25 protein-coding genes and 1 pseudogene are annotated in these 24,622 nt (G+C 71.3%); 19 read left to right on the forward strand and 7 right to left on the reverse strand.

The genetic code is table 11. The features are described 5' to 3' along the window. Both ACFYZB_RS43835 and ACFYZB_RS43840 read left to right on the forward strand, forming a co-directional pair. A pseudogene (locus ACFYZB_RS43835) lies at positions 1-408 on the forward strand (ABC transporter); the annotation flags it as partial. After that, positions 405-1,208: an ABC transporter permease gene (locus ACFYZB_RS43840; RefSeq protein WP_388767479.1), complete on the forward strand. Its 804-nt coding sequence runs from the start codon at positions 405-407 to the stop codon at positions 1,206-1,208. The pseudogene ACFYZB_RS43835 and the gene ACFYZB_RS43840, both read left to right, overlap by 4 nt. A gap of 132 nt (positions 1,209-1,340) precedes the next feature. Here ACFYZB_RS43840 and ACFYZB_RS43845 read toward each other — a convergent pair whose 3' ends face one another. Beyond that, on the reverse strand, positions 1,341-2,615 hold the full coding sequence (locus tag ACFYZB_RS43845; RefSeq protein ID WP_388767480.1) for an MFS transporter: 1,275 nt from the start codon (positions 2,613-2,615) through the stop codon (positions 1,341-1,343). A gap of 136 nt (positions 2,616-2,751) precedes the next feature. On the opposite strand from ACFYZB_RS43845, the gene ACFYZB_RS43850 reads away from it, so the two are divergent. Next, positions 2,752-3,687 carry a LysR family transcriptional regulator gene (locus ACFYZB_RS43850; protein ID WP_351217235.1) on the forward strand — a complete coding sequence of 312 codons (936 nt, stop codon included), beginning with the start codon at positions 2,752-2,754 and terminating at the stop codon, positions 3,685-3,687. A gap of 31 nt (positions 3,688-3,718) precedes the next feature. Here the strand turns inward: ACFYZB_RS43850 and ACFYZB_RS43855 are convergent, their stop codons facing one another. After that, positions 3,719-4,585 carry a GNAT family N-acetyltransferase gene (locus ACFYZB_RS43855; protein WP_388767481.1) on the reverse strand — a complete coding sequence of 289 codons (867 nt, stop codon included), beginning with the start codon at positions 4,583-4,585 and terminating at the stop codon, positions 3,719-3,721. 109 nt (positions 4,586-4,694) lie between these two features. On the opposite strand from ACFYZB_RS43855, the gene ACFYZB_RS43860 reads away from it, so the two are divergent. Both ACFYZB_RS43860 and ACFYZB_RS43865 read left to right on the forward strand, forming a co-directional pair. Beyond that, positions 4,695-4,934, forward strand: a complete 240-nt coding sequence (locus ACFYZB_RS43860) for a hypothetical protein (RefSeq protein WP_388767482.1) — start codon at positions 4,695-4,697, stop codon at positions 4,932-4,934. After that, the gene (locus ACFYZB_RS43865) at positions 4,934-5,311 is read left to right on the forward strand and encodes a toxin Doc (protein WP_388767483.1); all 378 of its coding nucleotides are present in this window, start codon (positions 4,934-4,936) and stop codon (positions 5,309-5,311) included. The genes ACFYZB_RS43860 and ACFYZB_RS43865 overlap by 1 nt, the downstream gene beginning before the upstream one ends. A 42-nt stretch (positions 5,312-5,353) precedes the next feature. Here the strand turns inward: ACFYZB_RS43865 and ACFYZB_RS43870 are convergent, their stop codons facing one another. Beyond that, positions 5,354-5,563 carry a hypothetical protein gene (locus tag ACFYZB_RS43870; RefSeq protein ID WP_388767484.1) on the reverse strand — a complete coding sequence of 70 codons (210 nt, stop codon included), beginning with the start codon at positions 5,561-5,563 and terminating at the stop codon, positions 5,354-5,356. Between ACFYZB_RS43870 and ACFYZB_RS43875 the strand changes: the two genes are divergently transcribed. The 6 genes from ACFYZB_RS43875 to ACFYZB_RS43900 all read left to right on the forward strand — a co-directional run bounded on the left by ACFYZB_RS43875 (position 5,562) and on the right by ACFYZB_RS43900 (position 9,482). Beyond that, on the forward strand, positions 5,562-5,714 hold the full coding sequence (locus tag ACFYZB_RS43875; RefSeq protein WP_388767485.1) for a hypothetical protein: 153 nt from the start codon (positions 5,562-5,564) through the stop codon (positions 5,712-5,714). The two genes, ACFYZB_RS43870 and ACFYZB_RS43875, sit on opposite strands and share 2 nt — an antisense overlap. Before the next feature lie 124 nt (positions 5,715-5,838). Beyond that, positions 5,839-6,336 carry an SDR family oxidoreductase gene (locus ACFYZB_RS43880; protein WP_388767486.1) on the forward strand — a complete coding sequence of 166 codons (498 nt, stop codon included), beginning with the start codon at positions 5,839-5,841 and terminating at the stop codon, positions 6,334-6,336. 125 nt (positions 6,337-6,461) lie between these two features. Continuing rightward, positions 6,462-6,878 (forward strand): PPOX class F420-dependent oxidoreductase, encoded by a 417-nt coding sequence (locus ACFYZB_RS43885; protein WP_388767487.1) that lies wholly within the window; start codon positions 6,462-6,464, stop codon positions 6,876-6,878. A gap of 223 nt (positions 6,879-7,101) precedes the next feature. Further along, positions 7,102-7,758 (forward strand): MFS transporter, encoded by a 657-nt coding sequence (locus ACFYZB_RS43890; protein WP_388767488.1) that lies wholly within the window; start codon positions 7,102-7,104, stop codon positions 7,756-7,758. After that, positions 7,722-8,546 carry an MFS transporter gene (locus ACFYZB_RS43895; protein WP_388767489.1) on the forward strand — a complete coding sequence of 275 codons (825 nt, stop codon included), beginning with the start codon at positions 7,722-7,724 and terminating at the stop codon, positions 8,544-8,546. The genes ACFYZB_RS43890 and ACFYZB_RS43895 overlap by 37 nt, the downstream gene beginning before the upstream one ends. Positions 8,547-9,173: 627 nt before the next feature. Beyond that, a complete protein-coding gene (locus ACFYZB_RS43900; RefSeq protein WP_388767504.1) occupies positions 9,174-9,482 on the forward strand; it encodes a zinc-binding dehydrogenase in 309 nt (102 codons plus the stop codon). Between the two features lie 109 nt (positions 9,483-9,591). Here ACFYZB_RS43900 and ACFYZB_RS43905 read toward each other — a convergent pair whose 3' ends face one another. After that, positions 9,592-9,903: a replication initiation protein, RepL2 gene (locus tag ACFYZB_RS43905; protein WP_388767505.1), complete on the reverse strand. Its 312-nt coding sequence runs from the start codon at positions 9,901-9,903 to the stop codon at positions 9,592-9,594. Then, the gene (locus ACFYZB_RS43910) at positions 9,903-10,355 is read right to left on the reverse strand and encodes a MarR family transcriptional regulator (protein WP_351217213.1); all 453 of its coding nucleotides are present in this window, start codon (positions 10,353-10,355) and stop codon (positions 9,903-9,905) included. Before ACFYZB_RS43910 ends, ACFYZB_RS43905 begins: the two co-directional genes overlap by 1 nt. Positions 10,356-11,451: 1,096 nt before the next feature. Here ACFYZB_RS43910 and ACFYZB_RS43915 point away from each other — a divergent pair. Both ACFYZB_RS43915 and ACFYZB_RS43920 read left to right on the forward strand, forming a co-directional pair. Then, positions 11,452-12,717 carry a ParA family protein gene (locus ACFYZB_RS43915; RefSeq protein WP_388767491.1) on the forward strand — a complete coding sequence of 422 codons (1,266 nt, stop codon included), beginning with the start codon at positions 11,452-11,454 and terminating at the stop codon, positions 12,715-12,717. Continuing rightward, positions 12,714-13,973 (forward strand): ParB/RepB/Spo0J family partition protein, encoded by a 1,260-nt coding sequence (locus tag ACFYZB_RS43920; protein WP_388767492.1) that lies wholly within the window; start codon positions 12,714-12,716, stop codon positions 13,971-13,973. Before ACFYZB_RS43915 ends, ACFYZB_RS43920 begins: the two co-directional genes overlap by 4 nt. A gap of 134 nt (positions 13,974-14,107) precedes the next feature. Here ACFYZB_RS43920 and tpg read toward each other — a convergent pair whose 3' ends face one another. Beyond that, a complete protein-coding gene (gene tpg / locus ACFYZB_RS43925) occupies positions 14,108-14,662 on the reverse strand; it encodes a telomere-protecting terminal protein Tpg (protein ID WP_388767494.1) in 555 nt (184 codons plus the stop codon). Between the two features lie 6 nt (positions 14,663-14,668). Further along, complete coding sequence (gene tap / locus ACFYZB_RS43930; protein WP_388767495.1) at positions 14,669-16,918, reverse strand: telomere-associated protein Tap; 2,250 nt, start codon at positions 16,916-16,918, stop codon at positions 14,669-14,671. Positions 16,919-17,753: 835 nt separating this feature from the next. Here tap and ACFYZB_RS43935 point away from each other — a divergent pair. The 6 genes from ACFYZB_RS43935 (at position 17,754) to ACFYZB_RS43960 (ending at position 24,573) form a co-directional block, all read left to right on the forward strand. After that, positions 17,754-18,779, forward strand: a complete 1,026-nt coding sequence (locus ACFYZB_RS43935) for a bifunctional DNA primase/polymerase (RefSeq protein WP_388767506.1) — start codon at positions 17,754-17,756, stop codon at positions 18,777-18,779. After that, positions 18,776-20,317, forward strand: a complete 1,542-nt coding sequence (locus ACFYZB_RS43940) for a phage/plasmid primase, P4 family (RefSeq protein WP_388767496.1) — start codon at positions 18,776-18,778, stop codon at positions 20,315-20,317. Before ACFYZB_RS43935 ends, ACFYZB_RS43940 begins: the two co-directional genes overlap by 4 nt. A gap of 193 nt (positions 20,318-20,510) precedes the next feature. Beyond that, positions 20,511-20,894, forward strand: coding sequence for a DUF6009 family protein (locus ACFYZB_RS43945; RefSeq protein WP_351217201.1), 384 nt, complete (start codon positions 20,511-20,513; stop codon positions 20,892-20,894). Between the two features lie 645 nt (positions 20,895-21,539). After that, positions 21,540-22,652, forward strand: a complete 1,113-nt coding sequence (locus ACFYZB_RS43950) for a bifunctional DNA primase/polymerase (RefSeq protein WP_388767497.1) — start codon at positions 21,540-21,542, stop codon at positions 22,650-22,652. Continuing rightward, on the forward strand, positions 22,649-24,202 hold the full coding sequence (locus ACFYZB_RS43955; protein ID WP_388767498.1) for a phage/plasmid primase, P4 family: 1,554 nt from the start codon (positions 22,649-22,651) through the stop codon (positions 24,200-24,202). The genes ACFYZB_RS43950 and ACFYZB_RS43955 overlap by 4 nt, the downstream gene beginning before the upstream one ends. Then, positions 24,199-24,573, forward strand: coding sequence for a DUF6009 family protein (locus ACFYZB_RS43960; RefSeq protein ID WP_351217195.1), 375 nt, complete (start codon positions 24,199-24,201; stop codon positions 24,571-24,573). The genes ACFYZB_RS43955 and ACFYZB_RS43960 overlap by 4 nt, the downstream gene beginning before the upstream one ends. Positions 24,574-24,622 lie beyond the last annotated feature (49 nt).

Raw genomic sequence — 24,622 nt, forward strand, 5'->3', positions numbered from 1 at the left:
GCCGACGAACTCGCCGACCGCATCGCGGTGCTCAACGGCGGCCGGATCGTCGCCGAGGGCACCGCCGACGAACTCAAACGGCTCGTGCCGGGCGGCCACGTACGGCTGCGGTTCTCCGACCCGGCGGCGTACGAGCAGGCGGCGACCGCGCTGCGCGAGACCACCCTCCCCCACGCTCGGCTTCGCTCGCGCGAGGGGACCCCCACCGACGAGGCGCTCGCCCTGCAGATCCCCAGCGACGGAAGCCAGCGCGAGCTGCGCGCCGTCCTCGACCGGCTGGACGCCGCCGGCATCGAGGCCGACGAACTGACCGTGCACACCCCCGACCTCGACGACGTGTTCTTCGCCCTGACCGACAGCGGCAACGTGCCCAGCCTGCCGAACCAGCCCAAGGAGGCCCTGCGATGAGTTCCGCCCAGGCTCCCGCCCGCCCGACCCGGTTCTCCCTCGCCGTGCGCGACTCGTCCACGATGCTGCGGCGCAACCTGCTGCACGCGCGCCGCTACCCGTCCCTCACCCTGAACCTGCTGCTCACGCCGGTCATGCTGCTGCTGTTGTTCGTCTACATCTTCGGCGGCGCGATGAGCGGCGGCGCGGGCCGCTCGGCGTACCTCGCCTACCTCGTGCCCGGCATCCTGCTGATGACCATCGGCTCCACCGTGATCGGCACCGCGGTGTCCGTCTCCACCGACATGAGCGAGGGCATCATCGCCCGCTTCCGCACCATGGCCATCCACCGCGGCTCCATCCTCGTCGGACACGTCGTCGGCAGCGTCCTGCAGTCGGTCATGAGCGTGGTCCTCGTCGGCGCCGTCGGCGTGGCCATCGGCTTCCGCTCCACCGGTGCCACCGTCCTGGACTGGCTCGCGGCGTTCGGACTGATCGTCCTGTTCGCGCTGGCGCTCACCTGGATCGCGGTCGGCATGGGCCTGGTCAGCCCGAACGCCGAGGCCGCCAGCAACAACGCCATGCCGCTGATCCTGCTGCCGCTGCTCTCCAGCGCCTTCGTCCCGCTGCACTCCATGCCCGGCTGGTTCCAGCCGATCGCCCAGTACCAGCCCTTCACCCCCGCCATCGAGACCCTGCGCGGACTCCTGCTGGGCACCCACATCGGCAACAACTGGTGGATCGCCCTGCTGTGGTGCCTCGGCCTCGCCGTGCTCGGCTACCGCTGGTCGACCTCGAAGTTCAACCGGGACTCGAAGTAACGCCATGGCGAGGCGGGCCGCTTCCCGCACCCCGTTCCACCCGGGGCGGCGTACACCGACACCACGTCGGAGTGCGCCGCCCCTTCGTGTGCCGAGCGGGCCGACGGCGGCGAGGGCCGTGGCGGGCCGCCGTCAGGCGCGGCCCGGGGCCGGCTCCGGCTCCGGCTCGGAGGCAAGCGCGGCCGCGCGGCGGGGCAGCAGCAGCGGGGTCGCCAGCAGGAGTACGCCGGCCAGGCCGATGGCCGTACGCGGGCCGAGCAGTCCGCCCAGCACGCCCCACAGGGCCGTCAGGAGCGCGGTCGAGGCCTTGGTCGTCACCGCCCAGGCGGACAGCGTGCGGGCGACCCGGTCGGTCGCGGTGCGCTCGAGGCGGTAGGTGGCGTAGACGGGGTTGAAGACCCCGCAGCAGAAGATGAGCCCGAGTTCGACGCCCATCACCAGCAGCAGCCCTCCGGTGCCCGGTCCTAGGAAGGCCAGGCCGACGGGCCACAGCGCGCGCAGCGCCCCCGTCGCGACCAGGACCTGGCGCTGCCCGAACCGGGTGACGAGCGGCCGGGCCAGCCGTGAACCGAGCAGCCCGCCGATCGAGGGCGCGGCGAAGGCGAGGCCGTACTGCCACGGTGCGAACCCGAGCCGGCCGAGCATCAGGACGGCCAGCAACGGCTGGGTGGCCATCACCAGGCCGTTGAACAGGGCGGTGTTGAAGAACAGCGGACGCAGCGCCGGGTCGGCGAGGATGTACCGCCAGCCGTCGAGCAGGTCACCGCCCCGCATGCGGGCGGCGTCCCGGCGCTCGGGCCGTGGTTCGTGCCCGCCCGTCGCGCGGATGCCCAGGGCCGAGAGCAGGTAGCTGACCGCGTCGGCCACGACCGTCGCCACCGGGCCGAGGAGCCCGATCGCCGCGCCGCCCAGCGGGGGTCCGATGATCGTGGTCGTCCAGGTCGTGGACTCGAACCGGGCGTTGGCGACGAGCAGGTCCTCGGCCGGCAGCAGCGTCTTCAGGTACGCGCCGGAGGCGGCGCGGAAGGTGATGTCGGCCGCCGCGACGACGACCGAGACCAGCAGGAGCTGGAGGAAGGTGAGCACGCCGAGCGCGAACGCGGTGGGGATCGTCAGAAGTGCCGCGCACCGCGCCAGGTCCATCGCGATCAGCACCGGCCGCTTGCGGCGGAACTCCACCCATGGGCCGAGCGGCACCGCCACGGCCGCGCCCACCGCGGCCCCCACGGAGGAGAGCGCGGCGACCTCGGCCGGTCCGGCGTGCAGCACCCGGATGGCGATCAGCGGGAACGCGCCGAAGGCGAGCCACGTGCCGAGCGCACTGGTCCCGTACGCTGCCCAGAGCCACCCGAACCGCCGTCCCAGCCGATGCCCGAGCAGCTGTCCCAGCCGGTGCCCGCTCCTCATGCCCGACGCCCCTCGTCACCACTCACCTGCACAACCGATCCGCGATCAAAGACATCAAAGCGAGCAGGACACCTGGGGATCAAACAACCGCAAGGCCTCAAGCCACAACCACTGGTTGTGGCCGTAGGGTGGCGGCATGGACCTCGACGCCGTCCGGACCTTCGTCGCGGCCGCCGACGCGGGGCGGTTCCAGGAGGCCGCCGCCGAGCTGGCGGTCACCCAGCAGGCGGTCTCCAAGCGAATCGCCGCGCTGGAGCGCAGCCTCGGTGTACGGCTGTTCACCCGCACGCCGCGCGGCGCCGAGCTCACCATCGACGGGCAGGCGTTCCTGCCCCACGCGCGTGAGCTGCTGCGCGTCGCCGAGCGCGCGGTCGCGTCCGTGCGCTCCGGCAGCCGTCCGCTGCGCGTCGACGTGATCGGCTCGCGCGGCGCGGCGTCGGGCCTGATGCGCGGATTCCACGACGCGCACCCCGAGATCGAGCTCGACGTGGTCATGCTGCTGGACATCGAGACGGCCGTCGCCGCCATCCGCTCCGGAGCGATCGACGCCTCCTTCCGCGCCGTCGCCGCGCCCGGCCGGCCCCTTCCCGACGACATCGAGTCCGTCCGGGTGCTCGACGAGCCGCTCCAGCTCCTGACCGGCCCCGCCCACGCGCTGGCGGGCGCCCGGTCGGTGACCGTCGCCCAGCTGGCCGGGCACCGGATCTGGATGCCCGGCATCGTTCCCGGTACCGAGTGGGCCGCCTACTACGACGACCTCGTCGCCGAGTTCGGCCTCACCATCGAGGCGACCGGCCCCAACTTCGGCTCCGACGCGCTCCTCGACACCGTCGCAGACACCCCGGCCCTGGCCACCTTCATGGGCGAGCACACCCGCCTCGTCTGGCCCGCCGGCCACGGCCTGCGCCGCATCCCGGTGACCGATCCGACGCCCATCTACCCGCACTCGCTCCTCTGGCACCGCGACAACCCCCACCCGGCGCTGGCCACCCTCCGCGCCCACCTCGCCGCCACGGCGGCCGGTCACGACGCCCCCGGGACCTGGGCGCCGGCCTGGGTGATTGCGCGCTGAACGGGACACCGGGCAGGTGGTGGCTTCTTCCTCAGGAGAAGCTGTACCCGGTGAAGTCGGTCACCGGGACGTATCCGATGCGCTGGTAGAGGGCGTTGCTGATGGGGTTGGCCGGGTTGGTGAACAGCACGACGTGCCGCGCGCCCGCGGCCAGCGCGGCTCTGGTCACCTCGACCGTCACGGCGGCCGCGTAGCCGCGTCCCCGGAGATGAGCCGGGGTGTAGACGGGATCCACCCGGACCTGGCCGGCGACCATCGGGTTCACGCCCGCCATGGAGACGGGCGTGCCGTCCGGGGTCTCCCAGAAGGTGTAGCGCTTCTCGGCGAAGCGTGTGCCGGCCCAGGAGGCGGTGTCGATGCAGACGGCTTCCCCGACGTCCGCGGCGAACTGGCGGCACCAGCGCATGAGGTGCTCGTGGTCCCGCTCGCCCACGAGTCGGCCCCGGCCCGCCGGGAACGGCTCGGGCGGGGTGAGCGTGCCCAGTCGGTACAGACGGCCCCACCAGTCGCGTTCCGGCGCTGCGCCCGTGTGCCGCTGCCATGCCCCGGCGAAGGCGGTGGCGGTGTCGCGGTCCGCGGTGACGCCGGAGAGGGAATGGCCGAGGCCGGCCAGGTGGGCGGCGAGGGCGTCGGCCTGCTCGGTGGCGAGGCTGGTGAGGGTCAGGCGGTGGGACGGACGGCGGTAGAGGACGGCGCGGACCTCGCCCCCTGACTCCAGCCGGCCGAAGACGGTGGGTTCGGCGCCGTGTGCGTCCGCTGCGTCCGCCCCGTGTGTCCGCAGCTTCTCGAGCGCCGTCAGCGGCGTGTTGTGCATGACGGGGCGCGAACGCAGGAAGTCTCCGGCTCGGGCGAGGAAGTCGTCGATGTCTTCGGTGAGGTGCCAGGCATCCGGGCGCATGCCTCATGGTCCCAGCCGGCGTGCGGTCGGCACAGCGCCGGTACTCCTCGCCCGTACGACGAGTTCGCCCGGCCTGGCGGGCCAGGTACCAAGTAGGTACCATCGGGGCATGCCATCACTGAACGTGTCGTTCTCCGACGAGGAGATGGAAGGCGTCCGCGCCGCCGCGGCGGCGGAGGGCAAGAGCCTGAAGCAGTACCTGCATGATCTCGGTGTGCGCGAGATGCATCGCAAGCGGTTCGTCGCGGGCGCCGTCGCCTGGGCCGACAGGCTGCGCGGCGAGTTCGACGAAGCCTTCCCCGACGAGGTTCCTCCCTCCCGGCGCGGCAACGGGGCCGCGGCCGCCTGATGGTTCTGCACATCGACGTCTCCTGGCTGCTGGACGTCCAGGAGGCGGCCCTCGGCCACGAGGACGTGACGGTGACCGACTACTCGGCGCTGGTGGCAGCCGTTGCCCGGCACAAGACCAAGATGCCGACGCTCGAGACGGCCGATCCGGATGCCGCCTGGCGCGCGGCCGCACTGCTGCACACGATCGTGCGCCTGGAACCGCTTCCGCACCGCAACAGCCTTTTCGCCGCTTTCACGGCCGCCCAGTACATGGACCAGTCCGGTGAGGGCATCGACCCGCCGTACGGCGCTCTGTCCGATCTCGTCCGGAAGGTCCGGGACACCCGCCTGAGTGTCTACGCCGTCGCCGAGGCACTGCGGTCCTGGAGGATCTGAAGCCCCACGTCATTCTCCGGCCCCACGACATGCGAGCGGTCCTCAGCGAGCCACGTGTGCCACCTTCGCGGACCATTTGTCGAGCATGGCCTCGGAGTCCGCGCGGGTGGCTCCCTCGGCCCAGACGCGGGTGACGGGACGGGCGGAGTCGGGGACGACCAGGGCCCAGCTGCCGTTGCGTTCGACGATGCGCAGGCCGTCGGCGCTGGTGCCGAGGACGTGGTCGCCGGAGGCTTCGGCCACGGTGCGCATGACGGCGCCCTTCGCGGACCAGGTCCAGCCCTGCTGGATCACCGCCACGACCCTCGACGGCGGCGCCGGCGGGCACGGGCGCATCGGCGTCGACGGCCACCAGGGCGACGCACCGGCGTTCACCGTCACGACCGGGTTCGCGGCGCTCTGAGCCGCAGCACCCGATGGGTCCGCACCCGTTCTTCGGGAACCCCGTCCCCGGTCGGGGCGGGGTTCTCCGTCGCGGGTACCGCGCACTCCGGTCAGGGCTGCGAACCGTCGAGACCGGTGGCCCGGTGCGCCTGCTCCTCCCGGCCGGGCCCGGACCCCTCGTCGGCCGTCATCCGCTCGCGGCCGATCACCGCGAGCAGTTCCAGGGCGCCCTGCGAGGAACTGCCCTCAGGGGCGGTGTAGGTGATGAGGTGCTGGTCGGGACCGTCGGACAGCTGCAGCGCCTCGTAGTCCAGGTGTCCTCCATCGCCGGTACCCGCATGTTCGCGCCCGACTACGCCGTCTACAGCGACTCCGAGGCCGCGGTGAACGCGGCCTCGGAGTCGCTGCGGGCCGAACTCGGCCCCCAGGGCGTGCGGGTGACGGACATTCAGCCCGGACTCGTCACCACCGAGCTCGGGGAGCACACCAGCCGCGCGGAGTCCCGGCAGGTCATCGCCGGGCTGTTCCGGCAGCACCGGGCGCTGGCACCCGACGAGCTGGCCGATGTGATCGCCTACGTGGTCAGCCGGCCACCGCACCTGAACATGCCGCAGCTGGTGGTCACCCCCGTCACCCAGTGACCGGCCCGTCCTCCCCCGCACGCACGTGCCCCGCAACGGGCCCGGCTATTACGCCGTAATAGCCCCGCAGCTATTACGGCGTAATAGCCCGCCCCGTCCGCCGGGAGCCTCCTGACGGAGAAACCATGGTCGCCATCCCCGAATCCGCCCACCCACTGGTCCGGTCCGCCGCGCTCGGCCACGTGGTCACTCTCAACCCCGACGGCAGCCCGCAGGTCACGTGCGTGTGGATCGGGCTGGACGACGGCGACATCGTCTTCGCCTCGCTCAGTCCCTGGCAGAAGATCAAGAACCTGCGCCGTGATCCCCGGATCGCCGTGACCGTCGAGTCCGACCGCCCCGACCCCACGGGCCTGCGCCAGTACCTCGCCGTCAGAGGCGAGGCCGAGATCAGCGAGGGCGGCGGCATGCGGCTGATCCGCGGCCTCGCGCACACCTACATCGGCCCGGGCGTCGTCTATCCGCCCGAACCCGACTCCCGTACGGGATACGTCGTACGCATCAAGGCCCGGAAGATCGGCGGCATCGGTCCATGGGCCTAGGCGGCCGCCTAGGCCCCTGCCCCGTACCAGGTTCTGCCAGTACCAGCTTCCCCGCTGCTGGGCACAGCCGGGCTCTGGCTACCCCCCACCGCGCTGGCCACCATCGACTCAGGCACGGGCTTGCGGGCCGGTCGCTCGGGCGCCGGGAGGTCCGCGACGTGTCCTGGCCGTCAGCCCCCTGTCCGCAAACCGCAAACCTCGGATGCCACGATTGGAGAAAGCCGTGGCCCATGCCACAGAATCACACTCCCGCACCACTGTGCGGACACCGGCGAGCACGTTCGGCGCGAAACTCACCGGCACGCTCATCGTCCTGTCCTTCGCGGTGGGGTTGGATGTCAGCAGCGTCGCCTCGGTCAACGCCGCCCTCCCCGACGTCGGTGCCGCGCTCGGCATCGGCGAGTCGTCGCTCCAGTGGATCGTCACCGGCTACGCCATCACCTTCGCCGGGTTCCTGCTGCTCGGCGGCCGTCTGACCGACATCTTCAGCCGGCGTGCGGTCTTCGCCCTCGGCATCGGCATCTTCACCGCCGCCACCCTGGTGGCGGCCGTGGCCGGCAACCTCCCGGTGATCGTCTCCGCCCGTGCCGTCCAGGGCATCGGAGCCGCCATCTCCGGTCCGGCCGCCCTCGCGCTGCTCTTCCAGCTCTTCCCCGACGGTCCGCTGCGCCGCAAGGCCCTGGCCATCTACAGCGGTGTCGGCTCCGCGAGCTTCGCCGCGGGCCTCGCCCTCGGCGGCGTTCTCACCAGCGGCTTCGACTGGCGGGCGGTGTTCGTCTTCAACGCCGTCCTGGGCGCCCTGGTCCTGCTGGGCACCCGGCTCATCCCGCCCAGCCCAAGAGCGTGCGCCAGCCCCTCGACCTGCCCGGCGTCCTGCTGATCACCGCCGGCCTGCTGCTGCTGGTCTTCGGTATCAGCCGCGGCGGCGAGGCGGGCTGGAACCAGGTGTCCATCGGCACCCTCGTGGCCGGTCTCGTCCTGCTGGCCGGCTTCGTCGGCTGGGAGGCCCGGGCCCGTGACCCGCTGCTGCCCGTCACCATCTTCCGCTCGCCGTCGGTCATTGCCGCCACCATCACGGTGCTGGCCTTCTACACCGCCGTGATCTCCATCCTGTTCTTCACCCCGCTGTACATGCAGCAGGTCCTCGGCTACGCGCCCTTCCAGTCCGGTCTCGCCCTGGTGCCCATGGGCGTCGTCGTGGGCATCGCCGCTCCGACCTCCGCGATGCTGCTGGGCAGGCTGGGCCAGCGTCGGCTGACGATCATCGGGCTGGTCGTCCAGGCCCTGGGCGTCCTGTGGTTCCTGCGCACCGGACTGGACAGCTCCTACTGGGCGGACATCATGCCCGGCTTCGTCCTCATGGGCGCCGGTCAGGGCTTCGCCTACTCGGCCTTCACCGCCGCCTCGCTGACCGGTGTGCCTGAGCAGCAGCACGGCGTCGCGGGCGCCTTCAACATCACCGCCCAGCAGATCGGCGCGGCCGTCGGCACCGCGGCCCTGGTGACCGTGGCCACCTCGACCAGCCACGGCCAGGGCAGCGCGGCGGCCAACACCCTGCACGGCTACCACCTCGCCTACCTGACCTCGGTCGGCGTCTCCGTGGTCGCCATCATCGCCCTCATGTGCATCCGGGGCTTCGGGCGCCCGGAGTCCACGCAGTCGGTCTGACTCCCCCGGGTGCGCAGTGCGCGGCGCACCCCCACAGCGCGGTCCCCGCCTCTGCCCCTTTCCCCCGTCGGGCGAGAGCGGGGGCCGCTTGCCGTCCGCCCTTTCGGTGGGCGGCGTGCACGGGGCCGAGGACAGCTCAAAAGCCGCGTTCCGCTCCCCCGTACGCGCTGGGCTATTACGGCGTAATAGCCCGCCCCTCGGATCCCGGCCGGACGCCCGCCGGTACGGCCGCTCACGGACACCTCGCAGAAAACGCAGACATGACGACCCTTCATCTACCTCGCCGCGTCACAGCCGCCCTCCTCGCCACGGCCGTCACGGCCACCGCCGCCCTGCTCACCGGCTGCGGCACCGACCGGCCGGCCGCTTCCCGGCCGCGGGGGCCGCCGTGGCCGCGAGCAGCACCCTTCCCGCCGTCGTCCACGGCCAGGGCACCGCCCTGCACCCGGTCGGAGCGGCGTGGGATCCCACGCCGCTCCGCGTTCCTGGTGGGTTCCCTGCGGCACGGCACCGTGTCGGTCGTACGAGGCGACCGAATCCCCCGCACGCTGGTGAACGACCGGCGGCTGATCGGCGTCGGCGGAGTCGCCGTCGACGCCCCGCGCAAGTTCCGGCTCGGCCACCGCTCTGCTCCCGCTGCTCGTGCACGGCGGCGGACTCGCCGCGATCGCGGGCCGGCCCGATCTGACGGCGGTCGCCCCGTTCACCCTCGCGCCGTCCGTCCATGAGATCTCGCTGGGTTCGGCCTACAGCCACCGCCACGCGGCAGACCGCGCCGAACTGGCCACGATGCTGAACGAGCTGATGACGTCGGTCGCGAGCGGAGTCCTGGACGCGAGGGTGAGCAGGACCCTGTCCCTGGAGGACGTCCCGGCGGCCTTGGAGGAGCTGGCCGGCCGGCACGTACGCGGCAAGCTCGTGTACACCGCCGGCTGAAGCCCCGGGGCCGCCGGCCGGCTGTGTCTCCTTGGCGTCCCGTCAAGGAGAACGTCCTGGGGAGCGGACCTCATGTACGTGACGTCAATGAGGGGCGCTCCCCAGGACGTCAGGTCGCGCGGCGCAGCGGGACGACGACGTTCTCGCCCATGCGCTTGGGGTCGAGACGGTAGTACTTGATGTGCCCGATTCTCTCGGTCTCCTCGAGCCAGCCGGCCTCGATGACCTGCTTGCGGGTGCGGGAGAAGACGGGCGGGGCCATGCCGACGAGCTTGGCCAGGTTGGCCGCGGTCTCGAGGACGGCGCCGGACCGGTCGGTCGGGTGCAGGGCGTACAGCATGACGACGAGACGCTGGTTGGCGCTCATGCCGGCCGTCTTCTCAAGCAGCTTGAGGTTCTTCTGCTTGTCGTCGCTGCTGATCACTGGACCTCCCACCGTGCAGGAACATTGTCGTCGAATCCGGGGATGTCCGGCGGGTTGCAGGTCTTCACTGCTTCCCGCTGCTCGATCCCTGTGCCGTGGAAGGCGATGTAGGGGCTGATCCGATAGAAGTTGTAGTTGCCGATGCGTCCACGGATGATCAGGATGCGGTGTTTGGCCAGCTTCCTATTGATCTTTCCCACGGCGTCGGTGGACATGCCCACCCGTTTGGCGATGTCCGCTCCAGTGGCCCTCAGCGGCTCCATGCCCTCGGGCGAGACCCCGATCCACCACAGGACGAGGAACTTCTGACTGGGCGTGAACGCCTTGGACTCCGTGATCGCCTCGACTCGCGCCTTGTCGACCTGTGTGTGCCGGCCGGAGAAGGCATACGGCGCATAGGGGACCGGCTCGCCGGTGTCGGCGTCGACCAGTCTGCGTACTGCTCCCAACGGGCCCTCCGTGGAAGGGGGGTGATTGGTGGTTCATGAGGGACGGCTGTGAGGCCGACCAGATGAACTTAACGTACATGAGCATGAAGTCAATCAGCTCCGCCTGTCGGCCGTGTCGCCTGCCGTCCCGTCAGGGTTCCGCTGTGCGCTCCCGGGCGCTCGGGGCTGTGCGTTGACGGCTGCCCCGGGCACCGACTCATGTACGTCACGTCAATCTGGTGCGGTTGCAGGATCGTGGTGCCCGGTTCCTGTGGTCGTGGTGGCGGTTCCTTCAGTCGCTGTCACGGTCCAGTCGGACGTGGTGCGAGGTTGCTGGGACCGAGTGGTACGTCCGAGGGAACCGGGCACCCGGATCCGCGGATCGCCCTGCACGGTCGCTCAAACTGCCTGCCAGTTCCCACGGTCTTGGTCGATCGGTGCGTTTTCGCAGGTCACAGCCGTAGTGGCGGGTGCGCTCTCTTACCTCGGTAACCGGCGCGCAGCCCGCCCCGGGACCCATCTGACCTCGCATCCGACAGTCGCACCAACTCAGCTCGGCCCCGCGGCAGGTTCGTCCCGTCCGGCCCTTGCCTCAACGGTCGACCGATCCCCGGTCGAGCGCGCACCCGGTCGAAGCCCCCGCACGCACGACCCCGTCGCTTCCCGGCGCGCACGGCTCGAGCCACGACGAAACGGGTGCGCGCCGGGAAGTGGCGGGGCAGCGGGGTCCAGGGGCCGGCGAAGGCCCCTGGTACCACGCAGCCGAGCCACTTCCGGGGTCCAGGCACTCACCCGGGCTTGGACGACGGTGGGCTCGGGCGATGGCCTGTCGGTGACCCGCACCCGCCGCCGACCGGCACCCGCAAGAGAGCTCTGCCGGTGCCCGCAGGGGAGCTCTGGGCGTCTGCACGAGGTGGCCTGGAGCCCGGCCGGAGCCCGGTCGTGGGACAGTCGGCTATTACGGCGTAATAGCTCCGGAGGGTCGGTCGCGTGGCCGGGGGCTATTACGGCGTAATAGCCCCCGGATGCCGACGCGGGCCCCTGGCGTCCCCTCAGAAATGTTTCAACTAACGTGTCGATGCTTCCAAGGATCTTGAACGTTAGTAAGGTGTCGTCCATGAGTTCGCCAGCCACTTCCAGCGACCGCGAGAAGGTCGTCTCCAAGCTGCCGGGATGGCTCCGGCAGAACCTCAAAGTCAGAGCCGCCCAGCACGGCATCGAGATCCAGGCGGCCGTCGAGCAGGGCATCCGGGACTGGTGCACGCTCGCCTCCACTCCCCCGGCCATCGACACCTCACGCGCCGACTCGTTCTCCACCTTCCTGCCGCCCGGCCAGTGGGACGAGTTCCGCCAGGTCGCCACGGAACGCCGGGTCTCGCTCATCCAGGGCCTGGCCCAGTCCGTCCAGCTGTGGCTCGACTCCAATCCCGCGCCACACGTGGAACGGCCCGAGATCACCCGCCGCATCATCGTGTGCAACCAGAAGGGCGGCGTCGGCAAGACGGCGATCACGGCGGGCGTCGGCGAAGCACTCGCCGAGGACGTCAACAGCCTCCACGCCGTCAGGGTGGCCAAGGCTCTCACCGAAGCCCTGCGGGCGAGCGACACCCAGTCCGATGAAGTGCCCGACGGCGTGGACCCGCTGAGCGTGGAGAACCTGCCGGGACTCGGGCTGCGGGTGCTGCTGGTCGACTTCGACCCGCAGTGCCACCTCACCAACCAGCTCGGGGCGGCGCCCCTGCCCATGAACGGCGACAGCCTGACCAATCACATGGCGGGCGATCCGAAGGGCGACCTTCGCGACCTCATCGTCGCCGTGGACGACGAGACCTTCGGCGGCCGGCTCCACCTGCTGCCCGCCTGCAACGACGCCTTCCTCCTCGACGTCCGTCTCTCCGCCGTGCGCGCCCGGGAAGCGGCGCTGGAACGTGCCCTCGCCCCGCTCGAGGCCGATTACGACGTAATCCTCGTCGACTGCCCGCCCAGCCTGGGTCTGAGCATGGACGCCGCCGCGTACTACGGCCGCCGGCGCGCGGGGGAGAAGGTGGGGCAGTCCGGCGCCCTGATCGTCGTGCAGGCCGAGGACAGCTCGGCGGACGCCTATGAGCTGCTCACCACTCAGATCGACGATCTGCGGGGCGACTTGCAGGTCGACATCGACTATCTCGGCATCGTCGTCAACCTCTACGACTCGCGCCGCGGCTTCATCGCCACGTCCTCGCTCCAGGGGTGGGTCGACATAAAGGATCCTCGGGTCGTCGGGCTCATCGGTGATCTCAAAGAGCAGAAAGAAGCGGTCCGGATGAAGCGGCCTCTGCTGTCCTACGCCCCCAAGTCGCAGCAGGCGATCGGGATGCGCGCGCTGGCCCGGGAGATCGTATGAGCAAGGCCGACCAGTTGGGAGCCGGCCGGTTCGGCGGGGGAGTGCGCTCGGTGAGCGCACGCCGCCAGGCCGTCGCCGCCGCCACCGGGGTGCCCACCGAGGGCGTCGCCCCGCCCACCGAGCTTCCGCCGCATCGCGTCAGCCTCAACCCCGACAACCCCCGCTCCAGTCTGGGCGACCTCACCGATCTCGCGGGCAGCCTGAAGACGCACGGCCAGAAGCAGGCGATCACGGTCATGAACCGCGACGCCTACATCAAGGCCAACCCCGAGCGCGAAGCCGACCTCGAACCCGACACCACCCATGTGGTCATCGACGGCAGCAGCCGCCTCGCCGCCGCCCGCGAGGCGCAACTCCCCGCGGTGAAGGTGATGGTCAGCGACGACCAGGGCAGCAACTCCGAGGAACTCCTCGAGTCCGCCCTTGTCGCCAACATCCACCGGCACGACCTCGGCGAGCTCGACGAGGCTCGGGCACTGCGGCGCCTGCTGGCCATCCACGGCAGCCAGACCGCGCTGTCCAAGCGGCTGCACCGCTCCCAGGGCTGGGTCTCGCAGCGCCTCGCACTGCTCAACCTGACCCCCGAGCTGCAGGGCCGGATCGGTGAGGAGCCCATCGATCTGCTGCGTGCCGTGGCCAACAAGCCGGCCGCGGAGCAGGAGGCGGCGCTGCAGGAGCTCAAGGACGAGCGGGCCCGTAAGGACGAGGACAGGCGCGGCCGGAAGAAGGCGGACGAGAGCGAGACGCCGGCGTTCACCGGCCCGCGGCAGCCGGGGGAGCCGGAGGGCTATTACGGCGTAATAGGAGACGGCGAGCCGGGCGCGCCCGCGGCGACCGGTCAGGTGGAACGGACCGGCGGTGCCGGGTCGGGTCGGCGGTCCGGGATGTCCGACGGCTATTACGGCGTAATAGGGGGCACCGAGCCGAGCGCGTCGAACCCGGGGGTCTCGTACTCGGGTGTCTCGTCGGCACCGAGCGCCGGTGAAGCGGATGCGCAGCAGCCCGTGCCGGTGCCGCGGACGGAGAGGTCCGGCATCGGCACGGAGACAGATGCCGCGACCGGCTCCCATCCCCGCCGGGTGCCGTACAACGAGCCCGGTCCCCTCGCCATGCTCCTGGACCGGAACATCCCCGGCGACGACACCTTCTTCGATCTGCTGCGGTGCCTGTGCAAGAAGGGACTGGAGCGGAACCCCGACCGGCTCGCCGAGCTGGCGCAGTCCTTCACCGAGCAGGCCGCCGCACAGGGCGACTGATCACTCGGCACCAGCGCAATGGGCCGACCCCCGAGGGGGTCGGCCCATTGCGCTTCCCCCCGGCTATTACGCCGTAATAGGTCGCGCCGGTTATTACGGCGTAATAGGCCGAGCCGCGGCGAGGCCCACCGGCTCTACAGGGAGATGTCGATCTGTTCGACGTCGGTGAACTCCACGTCCAGGCCCTGGGCTCGGGTGTTGTCGGCCCGGAAGTACATCTCGCCCAGGCCCTGCGCCGCGATCTGCAGCAGCTGGTCCTCGGTGGCTCCGGCGTCCCGGGCCTGGAAGAGCCGCTCGGCCCAGCGGGGCGGCAGGGCCTGGGTGATGTCGCGGATGCGGGCGTCGTCGGTGGTGCCCGGGGCGGCGGTGAAGCCGAACCTGCCCCGGGTGGCGAAGACCAGGCCGTCGGTGGTGACGGCCTTCTGCTTCGCCCTCGCCCGGACCTGGGGCTGCCAGCGGCTGCGTACCTCGCGCTCCAGGCGGGCGGCGAGCTCCTGGCGGGGGTGCTTCAACTGACCGGTCACATACCGTTCCACGGTGCGCTGGGAGATGCCCAGCAGTTCGGCGACTCGCCTGGTGCCCTTGAGCTGCCTGACGAGATACCTCATCCGGGCCGGGGCGCTCTTGGGGATCGGGCGGGTGAACGCCTGCTCCAGCGCACGGTCCAGGCTGTCGCCTACCGATTCCATGGCCGGTTACTCCCCTTCGGCGGTGGTGCCGTCGTTCTTGATGTGGTTGGCGATGTTGAACACACCACCGTGCTGCTCGAACTGTTCCTCCGCCCACAGCACGGTCTGTGTGCCCTGGTGCTTGATCATGCCGGGGCTCACGCCCAGCCGGAACGTACCCGGTACGGGCTTGCCCTCGGGGGTGTACGGCAGGAAGTCCAGCGGGCTGGGGCCGGGGGAGGGGTAGACGAGGGCGTCGGTGCCGATGGCGACGGGATAGAGGTCGGTGGCGGCCGCCGTCTTCATGATCTTGCGGTGCATGCTGACCCGGACCGTCGCCAGGACGGCCGCCCGGATGTCGGGGCGCCAGGTCGGGCGGGCGAGCGCCGGCCACGGTTCGTAGTACGGCACCTGGCCCCGGTTGCGCTGGCGCAGCTTGCCGATGCCGCCCTTGGCCGTCGCCTTGATGGCCTTGAGCACCAGGGCCAGTGTCGGATCGGTGTGCCGGGAGCGGGCCATGGCGTGCAGGAACTCCTCGCCCTCCAGGGCGGTGCTCACCCCGAGGTCGGCCATGGTGGCGATGTAGGCGTCGCGCAGCCGTTTGTACCAGGGGTCCAGATAACGGCCGGTCCGGGTACGGACGTACGCCTCGATCGGCGCGACCTCGAAGCCGAGTTCCACCGCGTACGCCACGGTCGGCGTGGCGTACCAGGCCGGGCCCTCGGGCCGGTCGCCCCTCGGTGTGAACGGCGACGGGAGCCGGTCGGCGTCCAGCGTGCGACCGCCCACCTCCACCCGGGAGAGATCGACGTGGGAGAGGTCCACCAGCCACGAGCCGGGCAGGGCGGGGTCGAAGCGCGGGTTGCCGGTGAGGTGGGTCGGTCCGTTGAGCCCGACGGTCAGACCGTTGGCGGCCGCCGCGAACGCCATGTTGACGTCGATGGCGACCAGGTACGGCTTCATGCACTCGTCGTCGGTGAGCTCCCGGCACCAGTCGTACGGCTCCTCCAGCAGCATCTCGGCCGGGGTCCGCTGGTGATGGCGGGCGAACCTGCCCTTGAGCATGGGGTGCTCGTCCGGGACCTCGCACTCGACCACGTCGTACAGCTCGGTGAGGGCGTCGGTGTTGAAGGCCTGCTGGAACTCTCCGGTTTCCGGGTCCTTCTCCGCGCGGGTCGGCGGGCGCAGCGCCGTCATCAGCTCCAGACCGGTGACCGCCGTGGTGCCGCGCGGGGTCATCACCCGCTCCGCGTAGGTGCCGAGGAACCGTGCGAGATCGGCGGCCGGCATGGTCGGCAGGCGGGGGTCGTTCTTGTCGTCCCACTCCTCCACGGGGAGGGCCCCCCAGGTCGGGATGCACAGCTGGACGCAGCGGCGGCGGGCGCCTTCCGGGTCGCGGTAGAGGCGCGCCCACGGGCCGAAGCCGAGCTGGGTGAGCTGCAGTTCTGCCCTCTTGACCTGCTTGACCACCTTGTGGTGTTCGTGCAGGCGGCCGGCGCGCCGTTCCTCCGGTGACAGGGTGACGGGCAGGCCGTAGCGCTCCAGAGCGGCGGGGGTGAGGACCAGGACGGGATCGGCGTCGCGGCCGTGCCGGTGCAGCCGGGACTGGCCGAGCCTGCCCTCAGTCAGTGTCCAGTCCACCAGGGCCGCGACGTTCTTGGCAGGCACGTCCAGGACGAGGCCGCCCACGCAGTACGCCGCCATCTGGTCGCCGTCGACGTCGATGACGGCGAGGGGGCCGTTCTCGAAGCAGGGGTCGGCCGCGGCGGGGGGCGCTGAGGGCCCCGGCCGGGCGGACGGCTTCCTCGGCGTGGTCTTCGGCCGCGGCCGGGCCGTGGGGCGCTCGCCGGGCTGCTGTACGGCGCGTTGCTGTGCGCTGGTCTGCTGTGTGTTCCCGGGTGCGGGGCTCTCGCTGATCGGCGGGGCCGGTTGCGGGAGTACAGGGACCGAGGGGGGCCGGGGCTGCGCAGGCTCCGGCGGGACGGCTGCGGCTGGGGGAGTGGTGGGCTGCTCCGGGGACGGGGCGGGGAAGCGTTCGGCCAGCTTCTCCAGGAAGCGGGCGTAGGCGGCCCGCTGGGGAGGGCGTGGCTCGTTCTTGCCCGACTCCCAGCTCGCGACCGTCTCACGGCGGGTCGCCAGCGCGGCCGCGACCTGTGTCTGGCTCAGCCCGGCGGCCTCCCGCAGTCGCCTGCGCTCGGCGGGCGACGGCAGGTCGTTCTGGGCGACTTCCTCCAGTAGCGCGTCGACCGCGCTGAACAGCTCGTCCTGAGTGGGCACGGAGCTCACCTCCCGTCCGCACCCTATCCGAGGTACTCGCCGGATCACCCATCGAATCGCTCGCGAATCGCACATCGCTTCCCGAGTGGCGGGCGAGGCACAGGGGCTGAGGAGGCAGGGACCAAGGGATCAGGGACTGAAGGCGCAGGGCCCGGAGGGGCTTGGGTCCCTGAGGCGTTTTGCCTGGTCAGGTGAGGTGTCGACCCCTCAACAGGGACTGAAGGGACTCAACTGCCCCCATTATGAGCGGAACTCGGTTAGGGGAGGTGGTTTTTCGTACGCGCCCGCGCGTGTGAGAAGACCACAAGATCAATATCTCCAGTTCAGCTCATAACTCCCGGCGTTCGGTCCCTCCAGTCCCTGCGGGAGGCGGTAACAACGCGCTGACCTGCGGCTTCCCCGGCAGGGACTCAAGGGTCCGAAGGGACTGTGGCAGGGGCTGTTCTTCGGTCCCTGGCCCCGGGCTGGGCCGGGGCGCTGGTGGTTCGCTCAAACCTCGCTCGAAAGTCCCTTCGGTCACTCAGAAAATGCGATAAACCGGCTTGTTCTGATGGGCCGAGGGGACACTAAGGTCCTCCGCAGGGACTCAAGGGACCGAACAGTCCGATAGGGCGGCGCGCGGGAGGGAGCTGCACCGCCCCTGGAGGGGGCGGCCCTACACTCTGTGCGAAAGACAGTCCCTTCGGTCCCTGAGAACGCCTCATGCCCCCGGCCGACCTGGTGTTTTGCCATCCCACAGGGACCGAGAACAAAAGCGACGAGGACGATCCACGTGCCCTGCCACGGTGAGACCCAGGCGCCTGCCCCCCGGGCCAGGCCGGCGACGCCGCACACGGTGGCCCGCTGGTGTGCGGCGCAGGGCTGGCCGGTCCATCCGCTCGCGCCGGGGCGTAAGACCCCTGCCGCCAACTGTCCGGCGTGCAGGGACCGGAGCCACGATCCCCGGACCTGTCCGTGCCCGGCCGAGGGACGGGCCTGCCACGGCTTCCACGCCGCGACCACCGACCAGGAACGCATCGACGCCTGGTGGGGGCAGAGTCCCTCGGCCGGTGTCGGCGTCGCGTGCGGCCCTGCAGGACTCGTCGTCATCGACGTCGACGCCCACCCGGCCCCCGTGCCGGACCGCGGCCGGCTGCTGCCGGGCATTCCCATTCACGAGACCGTGGATCTGGCCGGCCTCGCCTCGGGCTTCGACACGCTCGCGTTGCTGGCGGCCTTCCGCGGGCGTCCCGACCCGGCCGGGGACGCGGGCACGCTGCGGGTGCGAACGCCGTCGGGCGGCCTGCACATCTGGTACCGGGTCTCCGAACCGGACACGCGGTTTCGCTGCTCGACGGGGTCCAGTGCGAAGGTGGCACTGGCCTGGCAGGTCGATGTGCGGGCGCACGGCGGGTACATCGTCGCCCCCACCACACGCACCGCTCAGGGCGTTTACGAGGCTCAGGGGCCCGCCCGGACACCGGCGCCGCTGCCCGCCTGGCTGCACGCCGAACTGGTGCGGACCGGGCACCAGCTGGCCCCTCCCGCGCCGCGGTCGCCGGCCGGTGCCCGCGGCAGGGGAGTGCGGCGCAGGGCGCGGGGCGTGGCAGCACGCCGGGTTCTCGAGCCGTTGGTGGAGGAGGTCAGGGCGTGCGGGGCGGCACCGGAGGGCACCGGGTTCACCGAGAAGCTCAACCGGGCCGCCTATACGGCCGGTGGGCTCGTGGCCGCCGGGCACCTCGAGCACGCGGAGATACGCGAGGAGTTGCTGGCCGCGGCACACAGCGCGCGTCCTTGGCAGGAACTCCGTAACGAGAAGATCATCGATGACGGGCTCGCCGCAGGGGGCGCGCGCCCATTCCACCTCGAAGGACGTACATGAGCAGCGCCGAGAGCACGCCGAGGTTCGATCCCCAGGCTGCCGCTCAGCAGATGCTCGAGCTGCAGGAGACCGAGCCGGTCAGCGCCGTCCTGCCCGCACAGGTCTCACCGCCGCAGGTCCTCTCCCCGCCGGACGGCGCCCGGCAGGAGGCGGTGCTGCTGCCGCCGCATCTAAGCGACCGCGGCAACGCCCGGCTGTTCGTGAAGCTGTACCGGGACCGGTTCCGGCATGTCGAGGGACTGGGCTGGTTCGCCTGGGACGGCTACCGCTGGAAGCGCACCGGCGGGGAGAAGGCGGCCCTGTGGGCGGCGGGCGAGATGGCCGAGGACCTGCCGGAGACCGACCCGCTCGGCCGGTACGGCGACCGTGAACTGGCCACGCACAAACGGCGGACGCTGTCCACCACAGGGATCAAGGCGCTGCTCACCCAGGCGAAGGCGGCTCCGGATCTGTCGGTCGATCCCGACACCCTGGACGGGGATCCGTACACGCTGTGCACTCCGGCCGGGGTGGTCGATCTGCGCACCGGTCAGCTCCACAAGCCCGACCCGGAACGGGACTTCCACTCCCGCGCCACCAGTGTCGCGCCGCAACGGATGCCCACGCCTCGGTGGGAACGCTTCCTGGCCGACACCTTCGGGGACGACGGTGAGGGCCGGGAGATGATCGGCTTCCTGCATCTGCTGCTGGGTTACTCCATCACCGGAGACGTCGGCGCCCAGGTCCTGCCCTTCCTGTTCGGCGAGGGCAAGAACGGCAAGTCCGTGCTGCTCGACACCATGATCCAGATCCTGGGGGACTACGCGGACGCCGCGCCCCCGGGCTTTCTGATGGACCGTGGCGCGTTCTCCGAGCACTCCACCGAGCTGACGGAGCTGCACGGCAGGCGCCTGGTGGTGTGCAGCGAGCTGAAGCCCAACGACAAGTTCGACGAGGCCCGGGTCCGCCTTCTCACCGGCGGCGACAAGATCAAGGCCAGGCGGATGCGGCAGGACTACTTCTCGTTCACGCCCACCCACCATCTGTGGCTGCTGGGCAACCACCGGCCCGAGGTGTCGACGGGCGGGTTCGCGTTCTGGCGCCGCATCCGGCTGATCCCGTTCACCCGGATCGTGCCCGCGGAGCGGCGCATCGACAACCTCGCCTTCGAGCTCGTCCGGGACGAGGGCCCGGGCATCCTCAACTGGCTCGTCGAGGGCGCGCGCCGCTACCTGGCCACCCGGGATCCCCTCGACGGGCCCGACCGGGTGCGGGTGGCGACCACGGAGTACGCGCAGACCGAGGACCACATCGGCCGTTTCCTGGGCGAGTGCTGCATCCGGGAGACCGCCGGCCCCGCCGAGCTGAGGGTGGAGCAGGGCCTGCTCTACAGCACGTATCAGGGGTGGTGCACCGCGGGCGAGGGCATCCGGCCGGCCAGTCCGAGGGCCTTCGCCACGCGGGTCCGGCAGGAGCTGGGTCTGTCCTCTCCCGCAGCCATGATCAAGTCGAACGGACGCAAGTACTACCCGGGGATCGCCCTCTCGGGGGCCGAATGACCGCCCCGCCCCGCCCGCGGACCGTACAGCCGCACCTCCGCCCCGCGCGGGGGCCCTCCTACGATGGAGAGCGAACGGCCGTTCCCGCGGCGCTCTCCCGCCCCGCCCGCCGGGACGCGGACCACAGCACGACACGTACACGCCAGACCCGGACCCCGGCAGGGGGCCGGTCGACGAAGGAGGGGCTGGAGCCATGAGCTCGCTTCTGAACGAGAGCGACCTCATCCACGAAGCGAAGGTGGTGTGGCTGGAGCCCCTGGACGGCCTCGACTACGTACGCCAGGCGCTCGACAAGACCCGGCGCCGCAACACCAAGCCGCCGTACGCCCGGGACGGGCGCATGGTCGGCTACGCCGTTCTCGACGACGGAGCCGAGGCCGATCCCGACAGCGGGCTGTACCGGCGGCGGGTGTTCTTCCTGCTGCCCCACGACCGGGACAGCCTCCCGGAGGGCCTGTACCGGGAAGGGGCGCCCGGGGAGGCCGTCGATCCGCGCACCATCGAGCCCAAGAAGCCCGGGAGCAAGACGCCCCGGTCCCAGAGCGGGCCGTCCGCCATAGTCACCGCCGCGTCATGAAACGCGTCGCGGGTGCTGCGCCGGGGGCCCGCCCGGGGACGCGGTACGACGGCTGAACGGGCGGGTCCGGCCGCTTGAGTCGCTCGGGTCGCTGGTGCCGGGTGAACAGCCCGGTGCAGAAACGGTCATCCAGGTGCGGTCCAGAGTCGCTTGAGTCGCTCGGGTCGCTTCGAGGACAGCGACCCAAAGGGCGGTGGCCGGGGGGCAGCGACTGAAGAACAGCGACCGAAGGCGGGCTGGGTCGCTCTTGAGTCGCTGGTCGGTCGCTGGGTAAAAGCCCTGGTCAGAGGCCATTTTGAGGGAGAACAGCGACTGAAGCGACTCAAAGTTCGGGTATATGGAGACATTCGCGTGTGCGTGTGTATGCGTGCGCGTGCGCGTGTGGGCGTTATATGTAGGGAACTTGAGTCGCTTGAGTCGCTAATTGGGGGGTGAAGTAGCCTTGACCTGCGGTTTTGACAGCGACTCAAGCAGCGACCGAAGCAGCGACCGAGGGGTGTTCAGTCGCTGTCGGGGTCTCTTGAGTCGCTGATTGCCCTCCGGAGGGGCGGAATCGATTCTTCGTTCAGATGACCCCAGCTTTATCGTCGCTTCGCTAGTGTGTGCCTGTTGTTGAGTCGCTTCGGTCGCTGACGGGGGAAACGCATGACCGATGAGCTGCGGGTTTTACGCAGCGACTCACCGCGGCCCGCTCCTGCCCGAGCCGGCGTCTCGCAGTCCCTGACCATCGCCCGGTGGTGCGCCGGCCGTGGCTGGCCGGTCCATCCGCTGGCCCCGGGACGCAAGACGCCCGCGGGCAACTGCGCGGCCTGCCGTGAGCCCGGGCACACCTACCGGGGCTGTCGCTGCCCTGCCGCCGGCCGCTGGTGCCACGGATTCCGGGCCGCCACGCTGGACTTCGCCCGGATCGAGCAGTGGTGGGGTGGCCACCCGGAGTTCGGCGTCGGGATCGCCTGCGGTCCCGCCGGGCTGGTCGTCGTCGACATCGATGCCCACGCCCGGCAACTGCCCGGCCGCGACCGCCTGCTGCCCGGTATCGACATCGCCGAGACCGTGGACCTGACGGGGCTCGCCAACGGCTTCCACACCATCGGCGTGCTGGCCGCGCTGCGCGGCGCCGCCTCTCCCACGGACGACGAGACGACCCTGCGGGTGCGCACGCCCTCGGGCGGCCTGCACGTGTGGTACCGGGCCCTGTCCGGGCACCGCTGGCAGTGCTCCTCCGGGTCCGGCGGCGGACGGGCGCTGGCCTGGCAGGTCGACGTACGGGCGCACGGCGGGTACATCGTCGCGCCGGGCACCGTGACCGGGGCCGGGGTGTACGAGGCCGTGGGCACGGCGCGTGAGCCCGCACCGCTGCCCGCCTGGCTCGCGCGCGAACTGGAGCGCACCGGCCACCTGCCGCCCGCGCACGTCCCCGCGCCCCGCCCCGTACCACCCCGCGCCCGGCAGGCCGTCCTGGCCGCCTCAGGCGCCCACGGTGCCGCGGGCCGGGTGCTGGCGGCTCTGCTCGCCGAGGTGGCCGCCTGCGCGGCCGTCGCGGAGGGAGCGGGGTTCACCGAGAAGCTCAACCGGGCGGCGTACACCGCGGGCGGACTCGTAGCAGGCGGCCTGCTGGACGCCGAGGAGGCCGAGCGGGTCCTGGGGGAGACCGCGGCGCGGGCCCGGCCCGGGCAGGAGCGGCGCTACGGCGCCGTCATCCGCGGCGGACTGAGCGCGGGCCGTACCCGTCCGCTGTCCCCGGGAGGCCGGCCGTGACGCGGGGCCAGGACAACGCCCTTTTCGACGCCGGCTCGGTCGCCGCCCAGATCCTGGCCCAGAGCGTCCCTCAGGCCCGTACGGAGGCCCAGAGCGTCCCCCCGGCCCAGAAGGTCCCCCAGGCTCGTACGGAGGCTCAGGGCGGGCCCCGGCCCGCCGGTGAGGCCACCGCCGACGGGCTGCTGCCCGACACCCTCAGCGACCGCGGCAACGCCAAGCTCTTCGTCAGCCTGTACGCCAACGACTACCGGCACGTGCCGGGGCTCGGCTGGTTCCGGTGGGACAGCACCCGCTGGCAGATCGACGAGGACGACACCGTGCTGTGGGCTGCCGGCGACCTGGCGGAGTCCCTCGCCACCAACGACCCGCGAGGGGTGCACAGCACGACCGCCCTGCAGCAGCACCGCCGGCGCGCGCTGAGCACCAGCGGGATGAACGCGATGCTCACCCAGGCCAAGTCCGCCCCCGGCATGGTGCTCAACGCGGCGCTGCTGGACGCCGACCCGTACGCGCTGTGCACGCCCGGCGGCATCGTCGACCTGCGTACCGGGCTGAGGCGCATGCCGGACCCGAACCGGGACTTCCACTCCCGCTCCACCACCGTGACGCCCGAACCGGTGCCGACGCCGCGCTGGGACCGCTTCCTCGCCGACACCTTCGGCGAGGGGCCCGAGGGCGCGCAGATGGTCGACTTCCTGCATCTGCTGCTGGGTTACTCCATCACCGGAGACGTCGGCGCCCAGGTGATGCCCTTCCTGTTCGGCTCCGGCAAGAACGGCAAGTCGGTGCTGCTGGACGTGGTGATGAAGCTCGTCGGCGACTACGCGGACGCCGCGCCGCCCGGGTTCCTCATGGCCCGCCCCTACGAGGGACACCCCACCGACCTGGCCGAGCTGCACGGGCGCCGGGTCATCGTGTGCAGCGAGGTCAAGCCGGGGGACCGGTTCGACGAGGCCCGGGTGAAGCTGCTGACCGGCGGCGACCGCATCAAGGCACGGCGGATGCGGCAGGACTTCTTCAGCTTCCAGCCGACCCACAAGCTGTGGCTGCTGGGCAACCACCGGCCCGAGGTGGGGACGGGCGGGTTCGCGTTCTGGCGGCGGATGCGGCTGATCCCGTTCGAGCGCGTCGTCCCCGATCACCGCAAGGTCGACAACCTCGCGGACATCCTCGTGACGGAGGAAGGGGCGGGCATCCTCAACTGGCTCGTCGTCGGGGCTCGGCGCTACCTGAGCGGGGAGCGGGACCTGCTGGGCCCGGAGGCCGTGCGCATCGCCACCACGGCGTATGCGGAGACCGAGGACCACATCGGGCGCTTCCTCGGCGAGTCCTGCCGGCGCGAGCCGGGCCTGAGGGCCGAACAGGCCGGTCTCTACGCGGCCTATCGGAGTTGGTGTCAGAATGAGGGGGCCCCGGCCGTCTCGTCCCGGTCCTTCGCCGCACGGGTCCGGGAGGTGGTGGGACTGGCGTCTCCGAAGGAGATGATCCTGTCCAACCAGCGCAAGTACTATCCGGGCATCGGGCTGGCCGCCGACGAGGAGACAGTATGAGCGCCCTCATCGCCGAGGACGAGATCGTCCACGAGGTCGACCTCGTCTGGCTCGAGGACATCAGCGGGCTGGACTACGTCCGCCAGAGCCTGGACCGGCTGCCGACCCGCCGGGGCAGGCCCGCCTACCACCGCGACGGCCGCATGGTCGGCTACGCGCTGCTCGGCCCGAAGGCCAAGCCGTCCCGTTCGTCGGGGACGTTCCGCCGACGGGTGTTCTGGCTGCTGCCGCACGACCGGGACACCGTGCCCGACGGGCTGTACGCCACCGGGGCGCCCGCCGAGGCCATCGATCCGCGCACCCTGGCGCCGGGGAGCAAGGGGCGCAAGACGGAGCGGTCGGAGGGCGGGGCGGTGTCGTCGTCCCTGTAGGAGGCGCCTTCAGGGGGAGACGGAAGGGCCGTGGCGGCGGCAACAGCCG

This window comes from Streptomyces sp. NPDC001852 (assembly GCF_042891825.1).
Lineage (GTDB): Bacteria > Actinomycetota > Actinomycetes > Streptomycetales > Streptomycetaceae > Streptomyces.